This window comes from Priestia sp. 53B2 (assembly GCF_056099005.1).
In genome coordinates this window covers 27,726-48,828 of record NZ_JBLZXA010000016.1, presented here as the reverse complement: position 1 = coordinate 48,828, position 21,103 = coordinate 27,726, and the positions used below count along the sequence as shown (strand labels likewise).

General features: G+C 37.4%; 20 protein-coding genes and 2 riboswitches. Of the genes, 4 read left to right on the top strand and 16 right to left on the bottom strand.

Going from position 1 to position 21,103, the window contains the following annotated elements; genetic code table 11:
• Positions 1-2: 2 nt before the first annotated feature.
• The 7 genes from ACN6NE_RS13345 to ACN6NE_RS13315 form a co-directional block, all read right to left on the bottom strand.
• Complete coding sequence (locus ACN6NE_RS13345; protein ID WP_474325548.1) at positions 3-815, bottom strand: carbohydrate ABC transporter permease; 813 nt, start codon at positions 813-815, stop codon at positions 3-5.
• Positions 812-1,747 (bottom strand): carbohydrate ABC transporter permease, encoded by a 936-nt coding sequence (locus ACN6NE_RS13340; RefSeq protein WP_474325546.1) that lies wholly within the window; start codon positions 1,745-1,747, stop codon positions 812-814. Before ACN6NE_RS13340 ends, ACN6NE_RS13345 begins: the two co-directional genes overlap by 4 nt.
• Positions 1,744-2,859 (bottom strand): ABC transporter ATP-binding protein, encoded by a 1,116-nt coding sequence (locus ACN6NE_RS13335; protein WP_129705957.1) that lies wholly within the window; start codon positions 2,857-2,859, stop codon positions 1,744-1,746. Before ACN6NE_RS13335 ends, ACN6NE_RS13340 begins: the two co-directional genes overlap by 4 nt.
• Entirely contained in the window at positions 2,859-3,455 is a 597-nt protein-coding gene (locus ACN6NE_RS13330) for a glycerol-3-phosphate responsive antiterminator (RefSeq protein ID WP_474325543.1), read from the bottom strand. Before ACN6NE_RS13330 ends, ACN6NE_RS13335 begins: the two co-directional genes overlap by 1 nt.
• A gap of 252 nt (positions 3,456-3,707) precedes the next feature.
• Positions 3,708-4,703, bottom strand: a complete 996-nt coding sequence (bioB, locus tag ACN6NE_RS13325; protein ID WP_129705954.1) for a biotin synthase BioB — start codon at positions 4,701-4,703, stop codon at positions 3,708-3,710.
• Positions 4,704-4,850: 147 nt separating this feature from the next.
• Positions 4,851-7,076, bottom strand: a complete 2,226-nt coding sequence (locus ACN6NE_RS13320; RefSeq protein ID WP_474325540.1) for an alpha-galactosidase — start codon at positions 7,074-7,076, stop codon at positions 4,851-4,853.
• A gap of 19 nt (positions 7,077-7,095) precedes the next feature.
• A complete protein-coding gene (locus tag ACN6NE_RS13315) occupies positions 7,096-7,641 on the bottom strand; it encodes a hypothetical protein (protein WP_240702582.1) in 546 nt (181 codons plus the stop codon).
• A gap of 320 nt (positions 7,642-7,961) precedes the next feature.
• On the opposite strand from ACN6NE_RS13315, the gene ACN6NE_RS13310 reads away from it, so the two are divergent.
• Positions 7,962-9,275, top strand: coding sequence for an APC family permease (locus tag ACN6NE_RS13310; RefSeq protein WP_129705950.1), 1,314 nt, complete (start codon positions 7,962-7,964; stop codon positions 9,273-9,275).
• A gap of 130 nt (positions 9,276-9,405) precedes the next feature.
• Here the strand turns inward: ACN6NE_RS13310 and ACN6NE_RS13305 are convergent, their stop codons facing one another.
• From ACN6NE_RS13305 to ACN6NE_RS13280, 6 genes are all read right to left on the bottom strand, one after another.
• On the bottom strand, positions 9,406-9,540 hold the full coding sequence (locus tag ACN6NE_RS13305; protein WP_276319771.1) for a hypothetical protein: 135 nt from the start codon (positions 9,538-9,540) through the stop codon (positions 9,406-9,408).
• A gap of 136 nt (positions 9,541-9,676) precedes the next feature.
• On the bottom strand, positions 9,677-10,468 hold the full coding sequence (locus ACN6NE_RS13300; RefSeq protein WP_129705948.1) for an EcsC family protein: 792 nt from the start codon (positions 10,466-10,468) through the stop codon (positions 9,677-9,679).
• Between the two features lie 24 nt (positions 10,469-10,492).
• The gene (locus ACN6NE_RS13295) at positions 10,493-11,098 is read right to left on the bottom strand and encodes a DedA family protein (RefSeq protein WP_013055189.1); all 606 of its coding nucleotides are present in this window, start codon (positions 11,096-11,098) and stop codon (positions 10,493-10,495) included.
• 160 nt (positions 11,099-11,258) lie between these two features.
• Entirely contained in the window at positions 11,259-12,290 is a 1,032-nt protein-coding gene (gene ytvI / locus ACN6NE_RS13290) for a sporulation integral membrane protein YtvI (RefSeq protein WP_474325537.1), read from the bottom strand.
• A gap of 212 nt (positions 12,291-12,502) precedes the next feature.
• Complete coding sequence (locus tag ACN6NE_RS13285; RefSeq protein ID WP_129705946.1) at positions 12,503-13,762, bottom strand: cation:dicarboxylate symporter family transporter; 1,260 nt, start codon at positions 13,760-13,762, stop codon at positions 12,503-12,505.
• Between the two features lie 106 nt (positions 13,763-13,868).
• A riboswitch (cyclic di-AMP (ydaO/yuaA leader) is annotated at positions 13,869-14,008 on the bottom strand.
• A gap of 273 nt (positions 14,009-14,281) precedes the next feature.
• Positions 14,282-15,106 (bottom strand): undecaprenyl-diphosphate phosphatase, encoded by an 825-nt coding sequence (locus ACN6NE_RS13280; RefSeq protein ID WP_013055186.1) that lies wholly within the window; start codon positions 15,104-15,106, stop codon positions 14,282-14,284.
• Positions 15,107-15,563: 457 nt separating this feature from the next.
• Between ACN6NE_RS13280 and ACN6NE_RS13275 the strand changes: the two genes are divergently transcribed.
• The 3 genes from ACN6NE_RS13275 to ACN6NE_RS13265 all read left to right on the top strand — a co-directional run bounded on the left by ACN6NE_RS13275 (position 15,564) and on the right by ACN6NE_RS13265 (position 18,099).
• A complete protein-coding gene (locus ACN6NE_RS13275; protein ID WP_013055185.1) occupies positions 15,564-15,854 on the top strand; it encodes a hypothetical protein in 291 nt (96 codons plus the stop codon).
• 81 nt (positions 15,855-15,935) lie between these two features.
• A riboswitch (TPP riboswitch) is annotated at positions 15,936-16,050 on the top strand.
• Positions 16,051-16,163: 113 nt separating this feature from the next.
• Positions 16,164-17,933 (top strand): phosphomethylpyrimidine synthase ThiC, encoded by a 1,770-nt coding sequence (gene thiC, locus ACN6NE_RS13270; protein ID WP_016762883.1) that lies wholly within the window; start codon positions 16,164-16,166, stop codon positions 17,931-17,933.
• Complete coding sequence (locus tag ACN6NE_RS13265) at positions 17,911-18,099, top strand: hypothetical protein (protein ID WP_129705944.1); 189 nt, start codon at positions 17,911-17,913, stop codon at positions 18,097-18,099. Before thiC ends, ACN6NE_RS13265 begins: the two co-directional genes overlap by 23 nt.
• A 112-nt stretch (positions 18,100-18,211) precedes the next feature.
• On the opposite strand, the gene ACN6NE_RS13260 is transcribed toward ACN6NE_RS13265, so the two are convergent.
• The 3 genes from ACN6NE_RS13260 to ACN6NE_RS13250 all read right to left on the bottom strand — a co-directional run bounded on the left by ACN6NE_RS13260 (position 18,212) and on the right by ACN6NE_RS13250 (position 21,000).
• Positions 18,212-18,667, bottom strand: coding sequence for a VanZ family protein (locus ACN6NE_RS13260; RefSeq protein ID WP_474325532.1), 456 nt, complete (start codon positions 18,665-18,667; stop codon positions 18,212-18,214).
• Between the two features lie 260 nt (positions 18,668-18,927).
• A complete protein-coding gene (locus ACN6NE_RS13255) occupies positions 18,928-19,824 on the bottom strand; it encodes a cation diffusion facilitator family transporter (protein WP_014461808.1) in 897 nt (298 codons plus the stop codon).
• A 144-nt stretch (positions 19,825-19,968) separates the two neighbouring features.
• Positions 19,969-21,000: a DUF3231 family protein gene (locus tag ACN6NE_RS13250; protein ID WP_474325529.1), complete on the bottom strand. Its 1,032-nt coding sequence runs from the start codon at positions 20,998-21,000 to the stop codon at positions 19,969-19,971.
• Positions 21,001-21,103 lie beyond the last annotated feature (103 nt).

The following is a 21,103-nucleotide window of genomic DNA, read 5'->3' as shown; positions in this document are numbered from 1 at the left end:
TCCTATTTAATTGCACCTTGGGTTAATCCTTTTTGAAGACGTTTTTGACCTAGGAATAATAGTAATAATGTCGGTAAGATAACAACAACGACAGCGGCCATAACCACTCCCCAATCAGTTGAAATCTCCTGTGTTTGCATTTGCTTTAAACCAATCTGAACGGTACGAACATCCTCTGTATTTGTCACTAGTAGTGGCCATAAATACATATTCCATGTTGTTAAAAAGCTATATACGCCAAGTGTGACTAGACTTGTTTTAGACACAGGGAGCACGACGTTCCAAAAGAAACGAAAGCGGCTAATACCTGCAACTTGAGAAGCTTCATATAACTCATTCGGAATGGTTTTAAACTGTTGACGCAACAAAAATGTCCCAAACGCTAAAGCAAAAAAAGGAATCGTTAATCCTAAATAATTGTTAATCCACCCTAGCTTTTGTGCTGTTAAAAAGTTAGGAACCATCGTTGCTTCCCACGGAATCATCATCGTAGAGATAAAGAGAAAGAAAATAGCATCTCTTCCTTTAAATTTAATAAATACAAATGCAAAAGCGGCCAAACTCGAAACTAACAGCTGCCCAGCCATGACGAAGATAGACACTGCAAAACTGTTAATTAAATAATGAAGCAGCGGAACTTTCTCAAAAGCAGCGAGATAATTTTCAAATGAAAAAGATGAGGGCCAAATCTTTCCTTCCAACACTTCCGCTCCACTCATAAAACTAATGGAAAAAGCGTATAGAATAGGAAACATCAATACTAAAGTAGCTGCAATGAGTAACAAATAAGTTGTCCATTTTCTCGTGATGCTCATTGATAATGTACCTTCCTTTCTCCAAGCTTGAATTGAAGAGCGGTAACCAGTAGAATACAGAAAAATAAAATTGTAGCTTGAGCACTTGCAGAGCCAACATTATAGTTTACAAATGCATCTTTGTAGATTGAATAAACAATGACATTTGTGGAATCTGTAGGTCCGCCTTTTGTTAAAATGTCAATTTGTCCAAACGTTTGAAACGCGTTAATAAACGAAACGGTGATAATAAAAAACAGCGTTGGGGAAAGCATAGGAAGCGTAATTTTGCGGAGCTGATACCAATAGCTAACTCCAGCAATACGCGCATTCTCATACAGCTTTTCATCAATATTTTGTAACCCGCCAAGTAAAATTAAAAAGGTAAACCCAATGTTCATCCAAATTGTAGAGATAGACACAGCAACCAATGCATACTTAGGATCTAATAACCACTGCACATCATGAATCCCTATAAGGTTTAATACTTTATTGATAACCCCGATTGTCGGATTATACATAAACATCCAAATCACAGAAGAAGCCGCTACGCTCATTCCCATCGTAGATGAAAACATTGTTCTGAAAAAACCAATTCCTTTCAGCTTTTCATTTGCGATTAGCGCTAGGAATAAGGCAATAATTAAGCCAATAGGCACTGTGTAGAGTACAAATAGAAAAGTAGCTTTCATACTTTGTAAGAAGTTCGGATCTGTAAATAGATATGAGAAATTTTGCAGTCCTACAAAATTTAAGGGATTTCCCCGTGTGTCCGTAATAAAAAGACTTAAATATAATGTCTTAATCATTGGGTAGAAAAGAAATACACTAAATAACAGTAATGATGGCAGTAAATAAGATAGTCCAACAATAATATTAGGCATTGATTTTTTTTCTTTTGGGTTTGCTGAAACAGAAACAGGTGAGTTTGCTGTTTTGGTAACAGCACTCATACAAATGCCCCCTTTACAGTTAAATCTTCTGTTGATGGTTCGTAGTGCAAGCATGAACCTGTATCGCCATCAAATAAAAACAGGTGTTTTGGATCGATAAAAATAGGAACTCGCTCTCCCACCTTTATAGTCCATTGACCGTTCCACTTAGCCATCCACTGCTTGTCACCCATATGAAATGTAAGCAGTGTTTCCGTGCCTAGAATTTCTACATTATCTACTTCCACAATAAAACTCGTATTATCGTTTGTCGCAAGCTGTATATGCTCAGGTCTCACTCCAACCATAACTTCTTTTTTACCGTTAAGGTTACTGTGTGGTGTACTCATAGAAATAGCTCTTCTATCTTCAAAAACTAGTAAGTTATTTTCTATAGAAACGTTTGATAAATTCATAGGGGGAGAACCTATAAAAGATGCTACAAACGTGTTCTTTGGTGCATTGTAAATATCAAGCGGACGTCCAACTTGTTGAATATTTCCTCCATTTAAAATCATCATTCGATCTGCCATCGTCATCGCCTCTGTTTGATCGTGCGTGACATAAATCATCGTAATACCTAACTTACGCTGAATCTGGCGAATTTCTGACCTCATCTTCGCGCGCAGCTTCGCATCTAAGTTTGATAACGGCTCATCCATCAAGCAAATAGGCGAATGAGTAACAATAGCACGTGCAAGCGCTACACGCTGACGCTGTCCTCCCGAAAGCTGTCTAGGCTTTCTTTTTAGATATTCACTTAAACCAAGCATCTCTGCTGCTTCCCTGCAGCGCTTTTGCTGTTCTTGCTTTGAAATTTTCTTTGTATGCAGACCAAAAAGAATATTTTGTTCCACTGTCAAATGCGGATATAAGGCATAGTTTTGAAACACCATTGACAAATCGCGCTGACTTGGAAGCAGTTTATTTGCTTTTACATCTCCAATTAGTAGCTCTCCCTGCGTGACTTCTTCTAATCCGGCAATCATTCTCAGCATTGTACTTTTCCCGCACCCTGAAGGACCTACTAGTACAAAAAACTCTCCCGGTTCAATTGTGACGTTAATATCTTGAATAACATTTGTTTTTTGATCGTATGATTTCGCAATGTTAACTAGCTCTACTTTTTTCATTAAAAACGCTCCTTTCTCTCATTCATATTTTTCCACAACCATGATTTCCCTGTAGAAACTGCCGTAGCTCCTGCTTTTAAAGCAGCTTGGATATGGCTTTCATTTTGAATGAGTCCACCTGTAATAATAGGGATACTTGTTTTTTTAACGACTTTCTCTATCATCTCCGGAATTAATCCTGGCATTAGTTCTAATGCATCCGGTTTAATATCTTGAACGGTTTTCAACCCTTGTGCTACCGCGTCTGTATCCACTAGAAACAGCCGCTGAATAGCAACCAGTCCTTCTTGCTTTGCGTAATTAATGAGTGAACTTTTAGTGGTTACGATACCTGTAGGCTTTACAAACTTAGCAAGGAATTTAAGCCCTTCTCGGTCATAGCTAATCCCTGGAATTTTTTCAACGTGTAAAAAAACCTTTCGATTATGCTGTTTAAGTAAATCTACATAGCGTTTAATCACACTAATATTGCCCGTTAATAAAAAGGCGGCCTGGATCTCTGTTTCTAAAAATTGTTCTAAATTTTTCGGGCTTTTAATGGATGCAATCAAACGGTCTTGCCCAAGCTTTTGTAAGAAATCTGCTTCCCTATTCAAAACGATGCCTTCCTTTCATTCACAAAAAACCACAAAAAACCACAAAAAACGCATAGGGTATTGATATAGACCTATTGTTTTTTGTGGTTTCTCAATTTCATAACCTTAGTAACTATTCACTTATCGTTCACATGTTTTATAATAATGGTTATTTATGAAGGAAATATAAAGAAGCTGTTGAGTTTTGTAAAAAAACCGTATAGTTCCTGTAAATCGCCTAAAAATCAAAAAACCGTTGATTTCTCAACGGCTTTACAGTGCACATTCTTCAATTTCAAATCCTAAATCTTCAATTAAACCCCAGTCAGCTGTAGGTTCTTGACCTTGAGTCGTTAAATAGTCACCTACAAAAATTGAGTTTGCAGCAAACAAACCAAGCGGCTGAAGTGATCTGAGGTTGACTTCTCTGCCTCCTGAAATTCGAATTTCTTTGGCTGGATTTACAAAACGCATCATCGCTAACAGCTTTAAGCATTGCATTGGCTTTAACGCCTTTTTGTCTTCTAGAGGCGTTCCTGGAACGGCAACAAGAAAGTTGCATGGAATAGAATCTGCATCTAACTTTTTAATTTGAAAAGCTAATTCCACGGCTTGTTCATTTGTCTCGCCCATTCCAAAAATCGCACCGGAACAAGGTGACAAACCTGCTTTTTTAGATGTAGTAACCGTATCGACTCGATCTTCATATCCATGCGTAGAACAAATATTGTTATAGTTATCAGCGTGAGTATTTAAATTATGATTATAGCGATGAACACCCGCCTCGACTAGTTCGTGTGCTTGATCATCTGTTAAAAATCCTAGACAGGCACAGATTTTTAAGTCTGTCTTTTGACGGATCTCTTTTACCGCTCCCACTACGTGCGCTACTTCTTTATCAGTAGGGCGGCGGCCTGACGCCACGATACAATATGTACCTGCTTTTCTTTTTTGAGCTTCAAAAGCACCTTCTACAATTTTCTCTTTTGTTAACCACGCATACTTATCAATCGGCGCTTCTGATACAATCGACTGCGAACAATATCCACAGTCTTCTGGGCATAAACCTGATTTAGTATTAATAATCATATTAAGCTTTACTTTTTTTCCATAATGATGATGACGAATTAAGTACGCGGCATTCATGACCTCTAACACTTCTTCATCCGGTACATGAAGAAGTTGAAGCGCTTCGTTATATGTAATTTCTTTCCCTTTAATAATAGACTGAGCAAGTGCTTTCCAATCTCTTAAACTTGTGGTTTCCATCGATTCCCCTCCACTTTAGTAAACTAAAAAAATATAAAGTTAACAATTATAACTAAAAGTTACCATTACTTCTCCTTTTATGTCAACACTGTATAAATAATAGTTAACTCAAAAAGCCACTTCTATGATATAGAAGTGGCTTTTTGCTTATTGCGCTTGCAGTGTGTAAATAACCGATACAAAGTCTCCAGATTTTTCATCGTATGCTTCAACACCCGGATACTCATGAGTTAGAGCAATACCTGCGTACATGAGCTCATCTCCATAAGCTGTTTGATCTGTTTCCATCACTGTATATTCATAATCAGGATGAAGCCCTTTTAGCTCAATGCGTTCGTAAGAAGGATTTGGTCTAGACAATACTTGATAATAACCGATGATTGCCTGTTTTTGATCGGATGAAACAACCATCCAGCTCGTCACATTTCCATCTTGTTCAAACGGACTTTTTAAACGATAGAATATGCCATTTTGAATAAGAGATCGGTGTTTTTTATAATACTGAATTTGTTGTTTTACGGTTTCTTTTTCATCTTCTGTCATCAGCGTAACATCTAACTCATAACCAAATGCGCCAAAATACGCAACGTCTCCTCTTGTTTCTAGACTTGTTACTCTGCGTACTTGATGATTTGGTACGGCCGATACGTGTGCTCCCATTGAACTGATTGGATAGGCAAAAGACGTGCCGTACTGAATTTTTAGACGTTCAATCGCGTCCGTGTTATCGCTCGTCCAAGCTTGAGGAGCATAATAAAGCATTCCCGGATCAAATCTAGCGCCCCCGCTTGCACATGATTCAAATAAAATATCCGGAAACTTCCTTATTAGTCGCTCATACAAATCATACACACCTAAAATATAGCGATGTACTACTTCAAACTGACGGTTCGCGGGCAGCCCAACAGATCCAACCTCCGTTATATTTCGATTCATATCCCATTTTATATAAGAGATAGGCGCTTCACTTAAAATAGCTTCCATTCGTTCATAGATATAATTCACTACTTCTTCTCGTGAAAAATCAAGCACATATTGATTTCGTCCATGAGACTGATGACGATTTGGCACATGAATCAACCAATCTGGATGCTTTTCATACAAGTTGCTTTGCTTTGAAATCATTTCAGGTTCAAACCATAACCCAAAGTCCATACCTAAATCGGTTACTTTTTGAGCCAATGACTTCATACCGCCCGGAAGCTTATTTTCATCTACAAACCAATCTCCAAGAGAAGTTGTATCATCGTTACGTTTACCGAACCAGCCGTCATCCAATACAAAAAGTTCAACGCCTAGCTTTTGCGCTTCTTTGGCAATATGTACAATTTTCTCTTCGTTAAAATCAAAATACGTCGCTTCCCAGTTATTAATTAAAACTGGTCGCTCCAAATCCCGCCATTTTCCTCTAGCAAGACGCTTGCGATAAAGCTCGTGATACTCTTGGCTAAGGCCGTTTAGCCCGCTATTTGAATAAGCCAGTACTAGTTCTGGTGATTGAAAAGTTTGTCCACTTTCTAGTCGCCACTGAAAATCAAAAGGATGAATGCCCATCGTTATTCTTGATACATTGTAATGATCTACTTCCACTTGTCCAAGAAAGTTTCCGCTGTATACAAGACTAAAACCATACGCTTCTCCACTGTGTTCAGTTGCATCTGGGTTCTTTAAAATTAAAAATGGGTTTTGCTGACTGCTGCTTGTACCTCTCGCACTAGAAATACTTTGAATACCAGGCTGAAGCATTCGTGTTTTCACGTGTCTTTCTCGAATCCACGCACCGGAAAGCTGAACCATCTCATAATTTGATGTAGGCAAATCAATGCTGCCGCTCATGATACGCAAAATATCGACTGCTTCTTCTCCTCTATGCTCAAATCGTGCGTGACGCGTAATAATATTTCGGTCTTCGTAAACGGTATACGTTAAAACAAGTGATGCATTGAGCAATTTATCAATCAGTTCAACTTCTACACTTGTGGCTTCACTCTCTTCTTCTACATATGTAGCAGGTAAGCCGTTTAGTGGCTTCTTGCCTTTGTAAATTTTATGGTTATCGTATTCAAAATTTGTGATTCGGCTTCCGTTTTGCTGAAGAAGTTGATAAGCTGGCTCTCTGAAGTCTGTTGTTCCATAAGAAGGATACTCTTGTTTGATTGTTTCAAGAGAAAATGCTAGTTCTCCTTCATATACCGAAGCGCTAGCTCCTCTTGTTTCTACACGTAAAAAATGCTGAAAAGATGAACGGTGCTTAAGCTTTTTTCCATAGTACAAGTGACCGAGCTGCCCGTTTCTCAACACTGAAAAGATATAACTTACATCGCGTCCCTGCAGGTGAAATTCCTTTGTACGTTCATTAAATAAGATTCCCACTTTATCCCTCTCCTTACCATCAAATATCTAACGAGACATTTCCTTTTTCATCTATTGCCGTTGCATGCTCAAAAGCAGATGCTAGATTAATCTCTTTTCTCTCATACCATTTCGCTAAATCTTTGAATAACTCTTCTGTTTCAACCATTCTTGTGTCTACTCGCAGTTCAGTTTCATAGCTATGAAGAGCCCAAGTGCTTTCACTAAATAAAGTCATTTCTACATCTAGACACATTTCTTTCCAATTGGGAGCACACAGAATAGGATGACGTATGTCTGAACATGCAATGGTGTAGCGGTTAGAACCATTCTTATTCATAAAACAATGAACAAAAGAGGCACTCACATCGCCCTTACTAGTTTGTAAAGATTTATATAGTTGGATATCTAACAACGGAACGCTCCATTTTAATTTCATTTTTGGAAGAATTCTTTTTTTAACCGACTTGACCGTTAATTTAATAAAATAAACACCATCTTTTTTTGTTTCATCCAATACGACATGCACACCTGGTTCCTTATTTATCTCCAAGTTTATATAGGGTGTAGCAATCACTTCCTTCATCTCCTTTACCATCATTCTTAACTTTGTATACCGACAAAATGTAACCGCATTCAAAAATTTGTTTTCGTATTTATTACAAGTAGATCACCCTAAACGAAGCTTTTTTACTTTCTTTCATTTTATGTAAAATACTTTCTAGACTCAATGGTAAAAATCAAAGTGAAAAAAAGCATTTTTTTGCTTTATCTAGTAATCAATTAAACGCTCTTTATCTCTTAGCGCGCAATTTTCTCTTCTTTTTTAAAAAAAGATGACAAACCTAATAATATAGTATAATAATAAATAATGCAGAATGATTATACATAGAAAGGATGACAAATATGAATCATGACCCTTCTCTTCTTAAACAACTAAAATTATGGCATATCGTCGTGATAGGCTTAGGCTACATGGCACCTATGGCCGTTTTTGATACATTTGGCATTGTAACTGAATCAACAGATGGACATGTTTCAGGCGCTTATGCATTCACGTTGATTGCTATTTTATTTACAGCCATTAGTTACGGAAAAATGGTAAAAGCTTTTCCCGGAGCTGGTTCCTCTTATACATATGCACAGCAAGTACTGAATCCAAGCATTGGTTTTTTGGTAGGATGGACGGCTCTTCTTGATTATCTATTTCTGCCAATGATCAATGCACTTTTGACAAATATTTACCTAAGCTCTCTGTTTCCAGGTGTTCCAAAGGCCTTATGGATTATCAGCTTTGTTGTCATCATGACCATAATGAATATTTTTAGCGTTCATTTAACCGTTTCTTTTGGTACGCTATTAGTTGCTTTTCAAATTTTAGTCGCTATTATCTTTATTATTTTAAGTGCTACAACTCAAGGCCAAGAGCTATCATTTAAACCGTTTATAAGTGAATCGGCCTCTATATCTCTGTTATTAAACGGAGCAGCTATTTTATGCTTTTCTTTTTTAGGATTTGATGCTGTAACCACCATGGCCGAAGAAACACTTAAGCCTGAGAAAACCATTCCTAAAGGGATTCTCATTATTGCATGTACGGGAGGCGCCTTATTTATCACAGTTTCTTACTTTGCTCAGCTCCTTTTCCCTTCAGCCTCTTTGTTTCATGATTTAGAAGGTGCATCAGCGGAAATTGCTTATAAAATTGGCGGCCAGCTTTTTCGATCTATTTTTGTAGCAGCGGCCTTGACTTCAACTATTGCTTCTGGACTTGTCTCACATATGAGTGCATCAAGACTTCTCTATGCAATTGGGAAAGATGGTTATCTGCCTCGGAGAATTTTTGGCTATATTCACCCGAAAACAAAGACGCCTATTTGGAACGTGGTGATTATTGGTGGCCTCTCTTTAATTTCACTAGGTCTGTCTCTTGAAAAAGCTACCTCTTTAATTAATTTTGGTGCTTTAATTGCGTTCAGTTCAGTGAACATAGCGGTTTTTATCCATTATTTTATTCATCAAAACAAACGATCTCTCAGTGGATATATTTCATATGTACTTATGCCTTTACTTGGCAGTTTATTTTTATTTTTTATGTGGCTTAACTTAGAAACAACATCCTTATTTATCGGTATTGTATGGAGTGTAATCGGAATTATTTATTTACTGATTGCCAGACGAAAAAATACTATTACCATTCCTACTTTTCATTTTGATTAAGGAACTAGACTTAACACACCTCGACATATTTCCCTAGAAATAATGTCGAAAAAAAAGTAATTCAGATATAAACAAATCAATACCATCTAAACACGAACAAAAAGGTAAACGATCTAGTATGAATCACTCGTTACACCGCTGTTGATTTCCGTGCAAGGCTTCGCTTTCCGCGGGCGGCCGTTGAGCCTCCTCGTCGCTTGCGCTCCTGCGAGGTCTCATCTGTTCCTCTTTTTCCGCAGGAGTCTTCGCCTTGCCCTCCAATCAACAGCTAGAAGCAACTAAACACATGAAAGCTACATTTACTATACGAATGAAAAAATCCGAACGTATTTGATTCTCAACCAAGAATCAAACTCGTTCGGATCTTTCTTCAACTAAAATACTTTCGTACCAGTCTCTTTTTATTGTTGCGATTGTGAGACTTTTTCCAAAATACGTCTTTTACGGTAAAGCATCATTCCAACTTCGCCTATATCATTAATCGCTTGTTTGTTAATATAAGCCCCGAATACCATTCCTGCTATAGGAATCATTTGGAACAGCTTTTTCCAGCCCAAGTTGTCCCTGTAGGTTAGAAACACTTCTCTCCACCCTTGTAGCTGCTGCAAGCTCTGCGTTCGATTTCCGCTTGCTAATTCTTCTAAAATCGCACGTTTCCCTACAATGTCAGAAGACGAAAACTGCATGCATTTGACCATAAAAATTCGTTCCTCTTGCTCAGTGGGGTCGTAACCATAAGAAACAGCCACTTCTTGCAGTGTTTTAAGTGTAAGCCCTAATACAAAAGGAACATCAATCGCCAGTGTAAAAATCCCGCCTACCCCGGTTGTAGCTCCTTGCAGCTGTGCATTCTTTTTTCGGACTTCAATAAAATACTCTGCCAATTCATCCATTTCTTGCAGAGATAAACGCTGAATATCCTCTATCGAAAGCTGTTTCTTTTCTTGTAATTGTGCTGATGCTTTTTCTAGAGTGGCAGACGTATTAGCTAAATACTGGCCTCCATTATCAACATACTTAGCAATTTCATCTAATAATTTTTCTATTTTTTGATGAATGAACTTTGGCGTTACTTTATCTAAAGCTGAAAAAGGCAAGCGAGCCAGCCGCTCCCAGAAAAAAAGTCCTTTTTGGTCTTTCTCCCACTTTTCAATTTTTCGTAACTCTACTCTTAACTGCTCATGCTCTGACATATCCTCACTCTTTTCCTCGATTTATCAGCTCTGCCCTACTTGTTTATTCCGCACATATTTAATGATAAAAAACAATGCAATTAAAACAACAATTCCGATTCCAATAGGCTGCATATATTGAGACACAATCGGCCCCACCTCTTTCCACTTAGGTCCTAACTTATATCCTAAATATACATAAATAGCCGTTACTGGAAGCATCGCAACAAATGTATAAATAGAAAACAGCCATACATTCATTTTTGCCATCCCGCACGGAAAAGAAATAGCCGTGCGCACTCCTGGAATAAAGCGTCCAAAAAAAGCAACCCCGCTGCCGTACTTATTAAAAAAGCGATCGGCGGCGTCAATTTCTTTTTCTTTCACCAAAAAGTATTTTCCATATTTTAAAACCAGCGGTCGTCCACCGTAACGTCCCAGTGCATAAAGAGTCAACGGTCCACAAACACCGCCTACTGTACCTGCAAGGATAGCCAGATACAAGTTCATATCACCTTGATACACCCAATACCCTACTAAAGGTAAAACAAGCTCTGCCGGGACAAATTCAAACGTTAATGCTAAAATTACGCCAAAATAAGAGAGCTGTTTTAGCGCTTCAATTAAAGAAAGTAAAACCGACTCTAACAAAAATTCTCCTCCTCATGTCATTAAATCTAAGACTGCAAAACTATAATTTAGCCGATTGATAGATAAAAACCAACGCGGCATAGTTTTTTCCTTTCCCTCTTTACGTATTACGTACTACAAAAGTTTCAATAAAAAAAAGCGCTAGTTTTATCCAGCGCTTTTATAGTTTAAAGTTAATTTGAATAATACCTACTTTACGAAGAGCATCGTATAAAATAACTAAAGCCGGTCCTAAAAATAATCCGACAAAGCCTAAAAGTTTAAATCCAATGTACAAACTAACTAGTGCAGCCAAAGGTGAAATACCCATATTTGTAGAAAATACTTTCGGTTCTACTACACGCCTTACTACTGTAATGACTCCAAATAGAATAAATAAGCCGATTGCTAATGAGTCATGCCCTTGCGTAAGAGCAAAAATCCCCCATGGAACGAGCACCGATCCTGTCCCAAGGATTGGTAAGATATCGACAATTACAATTAATAAACTAAGCAGCGCGGTATACGGAACATCTAACAGCCAAAGCCCTACATAAGCCATTACAAACGTCATGACACTTAAGATAATTTGTGCCTTGATAAAACCAACCCCCGCTTGGATAAGCTGAGTGATGACAACTTGTAGCTTATATTTCGTTTCTTCTGTTAAAAATGACTTAATTTTATTTTTAATAGCAGGCAGCTCAAGGCTGATAAATACAAGCGCTACTAAATAAATAAGAAACTCTAATAGAAACCCAGGAACAGTAGCGGCAAAGCTAATGATGATTTCTACGGTACTTTTTAATAGAGAATCTAATGAATTTACGGTTTTTTCAAGCGTGCGCTCGATAGAAGAAATCACTTCTGTAGGAAGAGCGTTTGAATAGTATTTCCACTTAATAATAGTTGGATAAATCGCGGTTTCATAGATTTCTTTCACAAAGGAAGGCGCTATTTTTGAAAGAGCAACCACTTGCGTAGCGATTGTCCGAACAATAAAAAATCCAATAAGTATGAGCGAAACAACATATAAAATGAAGGTCATAAGCACTGCATAGACTCTCTTCATTTTAAAAGATTGATGCAATTTTTGAACAATACCCTCAAGTGCTAATGCTGTTAATAAAGCAAACACAATCGGTAAACTGTAAGGGATTAACAAACATACGATTACTATCGAGGCGATGACCCATATTCGCTTTTTCCACATACTCTACTATCCCCCTACTAGCTAAGCTATCTCTATATTTACTGATAAAGAAAGGAACCAGTGACTGCTTTATGTAAGAATAAAATTTGGATATTTTTATACCTGATGTTACATATTATAGGGTCAATTCCCATAATAATAAAGGAATTATTATGAAAAAAGCTACTTATTCTAATTTTTTGAATAGAATAAGTAGCTTTTTAATTTATAAATTAGCCGGCCCTCATGACCTCTGTACCTTTTTTAGGGTCAAATTTGCCTTCTGATTTAGACATTACAATTGCTGCTAGTGTGTTTCCTACTAAGTTAACAACCGTACGTGCCATATCCATGATTCTGTCTACTCCAGCAATGAAGGCTAATCCTTCTGCCGGAACACCGATTGTTCCAAGAGTAGCCAGTAATACAACAAATGATGTTCCTGGCACTGCAGCCATTCCTTTAGATGTAACCATCAATACAAGAATGAGCGTCAGCTGTTGAACGATCGTTAAATCAATACCGTACACCTGCGCTAAGAATAACGCTGCAATCGCTTGATAAAGAACAGAACCATCTAGGTTAAATGTATAACCAATTGGTACAACGAACGATACGATAGCTTTTGGACAGCCCATCTTTTCAAGTTTTTCCATAATACGCGGAAGAACTGTTTCAGAACTAGATGTACTGTATGCTAACAAAAGTTCATCTTTCATATAGCGGAATAAGTGGAAAATGTTAATTCCTGCCCATTTCGCAATTCCTCCTAATACAACAAGCAGGAAGAAAATTAACGCTAAGTAAACTAAGATAACAAGCTTTCCTAATGAAAGGAGTGACTCTAAGCCGAATTTTGAAACTGTTACACCAATTAAAGCAAATACACCAATTGGAGCCACTTTCATTACAAGATTTACCACGTGAAACATTGCGTGAGAAACGCCGTCGAAGAATTGTACAACTGGCTTTCCTTTTTCCCCAATTGCCGCTACTCCAAGTGCAAATAACACTGTAAAGAAAATAATTGCTAGCATGTCACCTTCAACAATTGACTGGAAAAAGTTTGTCGGAACAATGTGTAAGAAAGTTTCAGCCACTGACTTTCCTTCTTGCTGTTCGGAAGTTTCAACGTATTGTGAAATATCACTCTTCTGTGCTGAATGAATGTCTACACCTTGCCCAGGATGAAAAATATTAGCAACCAATACACCGATTACAATTGCAAAAGTCGTAATAATTTCAAAATAGAGAATGGTTTTAACGCCGAGCTTTCCGACCTGTTTACCGCTCCCTGCTCCTGCAACTCCAACGACTAAGCTTGAGATAACAATTGGAATAACAATCATCTTAATTAATCTTAAAAATAGGTCTCCTAGCGGCTGTAGGTATGTTACTACACGTGGATCGTTAAACCAAATTACCCCTACAAGAACACCGAGGATTAATCCGGTAAAAATCTGCGTAGCCAAACCAAAACGAATTTTTTTCATAGATGTACCTCCCCAAAGATGTATGACATTTGTATATACTTTTCTGAAAAAACAAAAAAAGACTATTCTTAAGAAAGAACAGCCTTTTACTTACGCTATTTTGGGCTCTTTCTCTCAATAAAGCAAACGGGGTTAACTGTCGGATTCGGAATTGAGAGTTTCCTACCTTTTGTAAGGATTCACCCCAAGGCAGCTTTACTGCCGATAATGATTCCCCCGCTCTATACGATTAAGCTTATTATTCAGTTTTTATAAAATTAAAACGATCTATACGTTGTCATACGTTTTTTACAGTCAATAAAACTAAACAGAAGTCTTACTTTTACTTAACTTTATACTGCACAAATATTAATTTACTATTTTTCGACACGTTTTGTCAATACCCATGTTTATAAAACGCTTTCAAAAGGCGATAATATATATTTATGCAAAAAAGCTATTGCAACATTGCAATAGCTTTTTCTTGCTCTTTGAGTCTCTATTAGACGTTTAAGGGACTAAAGAACACGCGTGTTTATTTTATAAAAATACAAAATATAGAATAGCTGCTAACACAATTCGATACAGTGCAAATGGTACTAATTTGATACGATTAATTAATTTCAGGAAAAAGCGAATAGATACCAGCGCAAAAATAAAGGCGCTGATAAAACCAGCAATAAAAAATGGTAGTGCATCTGATGTGAAATACTGCCAGTTTTTAACCAATGAAAGTCCACTTGCTCCTGCCATGATTGGCACTGCCATAATAAATGTAAAATCTGCCGCTGCCTTATGGCTCATTCCAAGAAGAACTCCTCCTGAAATCGTTGAGCCTGAACGAGAAAAACCTGGCCAAAGAGCAATACATTGAAACAGCCCTATACCCAGTGCTTGTCCATAAGACATTTGGTCCACCGTCTCTACACGCGGACGTTTAGGTCCAAACAAATCTGCTAGAATCATTAATACAGCTCCGACTACTAAGCCAATTAGCACCGTATTTAAAGAAAACAAATGTTCATCAATGTAATCATCAAACAAAAGTCCTAACACTCCTGCGGGTAATAGACCAACAATTACCTGCATTAAATTCAAGCGATTTGTCGGTCCAATTGGAGCAGCTGGCTTTTTTCCCAATCCTAATAAATTAATAAAACGATCTTTAAAAATAACTACTACTGCTAAGATCGACCCTAGCTGAATAACAATTTTAAATGTATTAGCTACTGGAGATGAAAATAATTCTTTTGAATTTAACCACAGGTCATCCACAATAATCATATGCCCAGTTGACGAAACAGGAGCAAACTCTGTTAAACCTTCTACAATCCCTAAAATGATTGCTACAATAATTTCCCACATAAAGCTATGTACCTTGCCTTTCTTTCAAATTAATAAGCTTATCGCTTCGTTTTACATGCTCAACTATTTTCCTATTTTGACACTTGCTTTTTTATCATAATTGTTAAAACTATGAAATACAATGTGTATTTGCAAAAAGATAAGAATCTTTAATAATTTGTAATAAAAACCTTACATGCTATAATCAAAAAACACGATATCAGCTTTTATTTATTTTAGAAAGTAGTCACTATGTTCGGTATAAATTCCGGTCCCTTAGCTAAAAATGAATCATCTAGACTATTTTTCTTTAGTGTGAAAAAATGACTAAATCATTATGTTTTTTCCATCCCCTTTACTGTCATCTATCATTTTAATCAACTAGCGCTTGCTTATACGACATATCCCCTAAGTAATTTGAAACTTTTTTCTCTCTTTTCTCGTATATAGTAGTATCTTTTTTAGGAGGCTTTTTACTATGAATGGAAATGTACGTACAATGAAATGGGTCACTGCTGGGTATGAAGCCTTGCTGGGAATTCCTTTAATTGGCGCGGGGATTGTTATGGGCTTTAGTTATACTCCTCTTTTTATTGGATTTATTCTTCATGCTATCACACTCATTTTAGCTAATAGACGAGGGTTATCTGCGTATGGAAACATACTAGGGATTGTTACTTCACTGGTTGCTTGGATTCCATTTTTAGGGTTTATCATGCACATTATTACAGCTATTGTGATTGCAATCGATGCTGCTAGACAACGTTAATTGTCTAGCTTTTTTTATTTAAGGGTTGATTTTTTACCGAATGATGGTAAACTTAAGCCGTAAATTGAATAATTTGAATGTTATTTCTACTAGGGGTGTCTGATAGCTCAGGCTGAGAGAAGAGTGCAATAAAACTCTTTAACCCTTTGAACCTGATTTGGGTTATACCAGCGGAGGGAAGTAGTCTTAAAAAGAATAGTATATGTTTATTCTTTTTTCGCCTATTCCATCGGGTTCTGTCTATCACAGAACCCGATTTTTTTATGGTTCGGTATAGCTACACTTTATGCGAAACCGGAGGAATATGTAATGTCAAAACAAAATGTATCAGTTTCTATGAAAAAGCCTTTTCCAAACAGTCACAAAGTATATGTCCAAGGATCCAGAGAAGACCTTAAAGTGCCTATGCGTGAAATTCATCAGTCTCCTACTACAGGATCTTTTGGTGAAGAAGAAAATAGTCCCGTACGTGTATACGACACGAGCGGTGTTTATACAGATCCCTGTTATGAAATTAATTTACAAAAAGGATTACCGGCTCTGCGCGAAAAGTGGATTGCAGAACGAAACGATGTAGAAACATATCAAGGCCGTACGGTTCAGCCACAGGATAACGGTTATTATGATGGTGATCCAAGAGACCAGTACGAGCGCTTTATCACTAATCGTTTACCTTTGCGCGCGAAAAAAAATCAAAATGTAACGCAAATGCACTATGCGAAAAAAGGAATCATCACACCCGAAATGGAATTTATCGCTATTCGTGAACAGATGGATCCTGAAGTCGTGCGTGAAGAAGTAGCAAGAGGACGTGCCATTATCCCTAATAATATCAATCACCCTGAGAGCGAACCGATGATTATCGGCCGCAAATTCCACGTGAAAATTAATGCTAATATCGGAAATTCAGCTATTCGTTCAGCTATTGAAGATGAAGTAGAAAAAATGACATGGGCAACGCGTTGGGGAGCCGATACAATTATGGATTTATCAACAGGAAAGGATATCCACACAACACGCGAATGGATTATCCGCAACTCGCCTGTTCCTGTAGGGACCGTTCCTATTTACCAAGCGCTTGAAAAAGTAAAAGGCGTAGCAGAAGATCTAACGTGGGAAGCATATCGCGATACATTAATTGAACAAGCAGAACAAGGTGTTGATTATTTTACTATTCACGCAGGTGTTCTTTTACGCTATATTCCTCTGACAGCGAAACGTACGACAGGTATTGTTTCACGCGGAGGATCCATCTTGGCGCAGTGGTGTTTAGCTCATCATGAAGAGAACTTTTTATATACTCGCTTTGAAGAAATCTGTGAAATCTGTAAAGCATACGATATTTCTATTTCGCTTGGCGATGGGCTACGTCCTGGTTCCATTGCAGATGCTAATGATGAGGCACAGTTCGGTGAATTAGAAACGCTTGGTGAATTAACTAAAATTGCTTGGAAACACGATGTTCAAGTTATGATTGAAGGTCCTGGACATGTCCCTATGCACCTCATCAAAGAAAACGTAGATAAACAAATGGAAATATGCCAAGAAGCTCCCTTCTATACTCTTGGACCGCTTACAACCGACATCGCTCCAGGCTATGACCATATTACATCAGGTATTGGGGCTGCAATGATTGGCTGGTTTGGGACAGCTATGCTTTGCTACGTAACACCAAAAGAACATTTAGGTCTGCCGAATAAAGAAGACGTTCGAGAAGGGGTTATCACCTATAAAATTGCTGCGCATGCCGCTGACCTAGCAAAAGGCCATCCAGGAGCACAAAAACGCGATAACGCGCTGTCTAAAGCAAGATTTGAATTTAGATGGAATGATCAATTTAACCTGTCACTAGATCCAGAGCGCGCAAAAGAATATCACGATGAAACACTTCCCGCTGAAGGTGCTAAAACAGCCCATTTCTGTTCAATGTGTGGACCTAAATTCTGTTCGATGCGTATTTCTCAAGATATTCGTAACATGGCTCAAGAAAATGAAAAAGATGTAAACGAAGTAAGAAAAGAAGGAATGAAAGAAAAAGCTAAAGAGTTTGTTAACAGTGGTTCAAATATCTATCAATAATGAAGTAGAACAGCTTAAAGAACAAATTAAGCAGCTTGAACAAAAGTTATTATTTGTTCAGCAAAATTGTCAGCATATTATCGTTGAATCATCCCATTCTTCGGTAAGGCGCTGCATTAAGTGTTTCTATCAACAAGAGGCAGTGGCTAGGACAAAAGCATTTTAGTTGAAGAAAGATCCGAACGATGAATCGTTCGGATCTTTTCATTGTGATGGTAAACGTAGGCTTCATATCTGTAGCTGCTTCTAGCTATTGATTCAGTTATGTCTCCATCTCTTTATCTTTTTTTGAAACGTGCTTTCAGCACGTTCTTGACCCAATATAGTATTTTAATAATAACCCAGCCTATAAATGTACCTAGCGTGTTCAAAAAGATATCATCAATGTCAAATACTCGTTCCGTTAGCTTGTACTGTAAAATTTCAATTAAAAAACTGATTAAGAAACCCGTCGTAAACACTTGGATAAAACCATCAAACCACTTCATAAACAAAGGAATAAACATTCCAAGCGGCGCAAACATTACGATATTTCCCAGTATATTTGTCAGAGTAAGCATTATATTGCCGCTTTCCCACATCAGACGGATTGTACTAAATAAATCCAAGTTCATTGCTTTTCCGTAAACATGTTCGTTTTCCCGTATGAGAGTAGCATAAATGACCACTGCCGTATACGCAATAAATAGAATAAACATGACTTTTTTAACGATTGACCTGATGCTTACATTCACTTCAACATCACCTTCTTTGACTCCCAAAACCATTTATTATTATCTATATGTACCCGTCCACTGCTTTCATTCGTAGTGAATGTATTTACATGCTTTTTTATCCTATCACATCAATAAATAAATACAATTCCCTTTATACAATTTTATTAAACTTGATTCTTTATAAATAAAAATCCTCATCATTTTATTCTACTCATTTCATTAATTTCTACATCTATAAATAATAAGAAGCAGCGAGATAACACTTCGCTGCTTCTTATTTAATCTGGATAATAAGGATTCAAATGGATTAATACTTCCTGAATATTATCATGCTTTTTCATAAGTGTTGCTTTGATTTCTCGTCCTAAATCATGACCTTCCTTAATTGTTTTAAAGTGGTCAATTGAAATACGTACATCCACCAATATATAATGGCCATGTTCTCTTGCTCGAACGCGATCAATCCGCTTCACATCTTCAAATTCATAAATGCTTTCTTCAAGTTCTTTCAGTAGCTCTTCATCAATATTGCCTTCCATTAAGATTTGAAAAGACTCTCCCATCATTTGTCTGGCAATGTTAAAAATTAAATAAGCAACAAAGATACTTGCTATTTTATCTCCGTATAACAGCAGTTGAACATCCATTTTATCACCAATAATCGATAATAAAACACCAATTGCCGCTGCAATAGAAGCAACAATATCTGCTTTATGATCAAATGCAATTGCCTCAATTGCCTTACTGTGGTGCTGCTTCGCTACGTTTAAAGAATAACGGTACAACAATACCTTTGCTATGTATGAAATAACAGCAATCCACATGGCTAAAATATTTGGAGATTCAACCGGATGGAATAAACCAACGACTCCTTCAAATACCACATAAAATGATACAAGCAATAAAATAATTCCTACGATTCCTGAGACAATCACTTCTGCTTTTCCATGTCCATATGGATGGTCATCATCTGCTGGTTTATTTGCTACTCGTATAACCAACAAGACAATAATAGAGGCAAATACGTCCGCTGCAGAGTGAATACCATCAGCAAATACAGCATCACTATTTCCAATCCATCCTACTATTACTTTTCCTAGCGTAAGGGCAATATTGCTCCATACGCTAATCCATGCTACTTTTTTCGCAATGGACTCCCTTATACTGTTGTTCATTTGCACACCTCGACTTACTTCTTGAAAAATCAGCTTTTTTATCTTATCACTGCTCATTCAAGTGGGTCTAGAGCAATCTATTTTCGCTTAGCTATATATGTTTCGGTACCGCAAAATTAATAATAATCTACAACATACTCCTTATTATTTCTCCGCCAACTTCTTACGGTCTGTTGCCATTGGAGGTTCTTCCATCCAACCTTGCTCAATCATAATCCGAATTCCATCTCTTCCATACTTCCCTATACGCCCGATTAGCTGAGAAAATTCTACTGCGACATCCGAACGGAACGACATAGACAAGCCAGCACCACAGTTATCAATAGCGATTGTCACCGCTGTGGAAGTATGATACATCATCAGCTTATCTGAAAACGGTGAAATCGTTGAGTTGGTTACATATGCATCAAGCAGCCTCGGACTTGGTAAATCAGCTTCAGACAGTAACTCGGTAAAGTGCTTGATTTGCTTACTCGCAAGCTTGACTCCATCAAAAAAATAAGAGCGTAATTTTTGTGTGGTAGCTACTTGACTAAATGCCAGCATCAGCGTTTTACCTAATACATTTGTATTAACAATTTCTTGAATAGCCGTAACCTCCAAAGAAGTTAGAGGATGCATTTGAGAGAAAAGTGGTGATATAAACGTTTTCTGGTCCACAAAATTCACTTTTACAGGATAAGGAATAACCGGAGGTCTCATCAGCATGCTTTTTCTTAAAATAACGTGGTTAGAATCCTCTAAAAGACTGTCGCTTTCTTTTACACATCGAGACAGGTGATCATAAATATCTTGCCTTCTCACTGCGCTTAGGGCTCTGGCATATTTCTTCATACCTTCAATTGCCATTTCATTTACATAAATAACCATAAAAATATCATCAAATAAAGCAGGAACTCCTTTGTTCACATCTTGTTCCCCAAAACCTACTGGTATTGGAATTTTTTCCGAACTGAATAATTCCGTCAATTCGTCTACATGAGTTTGTGAAATCTGATGGGCTTTTTTTAAGAGCTCCTTAATCTCGGCATCTTTTACAACAGATAGAAAATACCCAAGAACACATACATACAGCGTATCGCCTAAATATTGCGCCCATAAGTAACCTAACTCAGCTGCGTTCAACCGCTGATTTTGTTGATGTTTTTGCATTTCGCTCTTTATATTTTCGTTCATTCACTTATTCTCCTTTTGGATAAAGTCGTACTTTTACTATCTCCAAAGAAGCGCCGAATAAACCGCATAAAAAAGACCTAGATAACAAGTCTAGGCCTTTTAG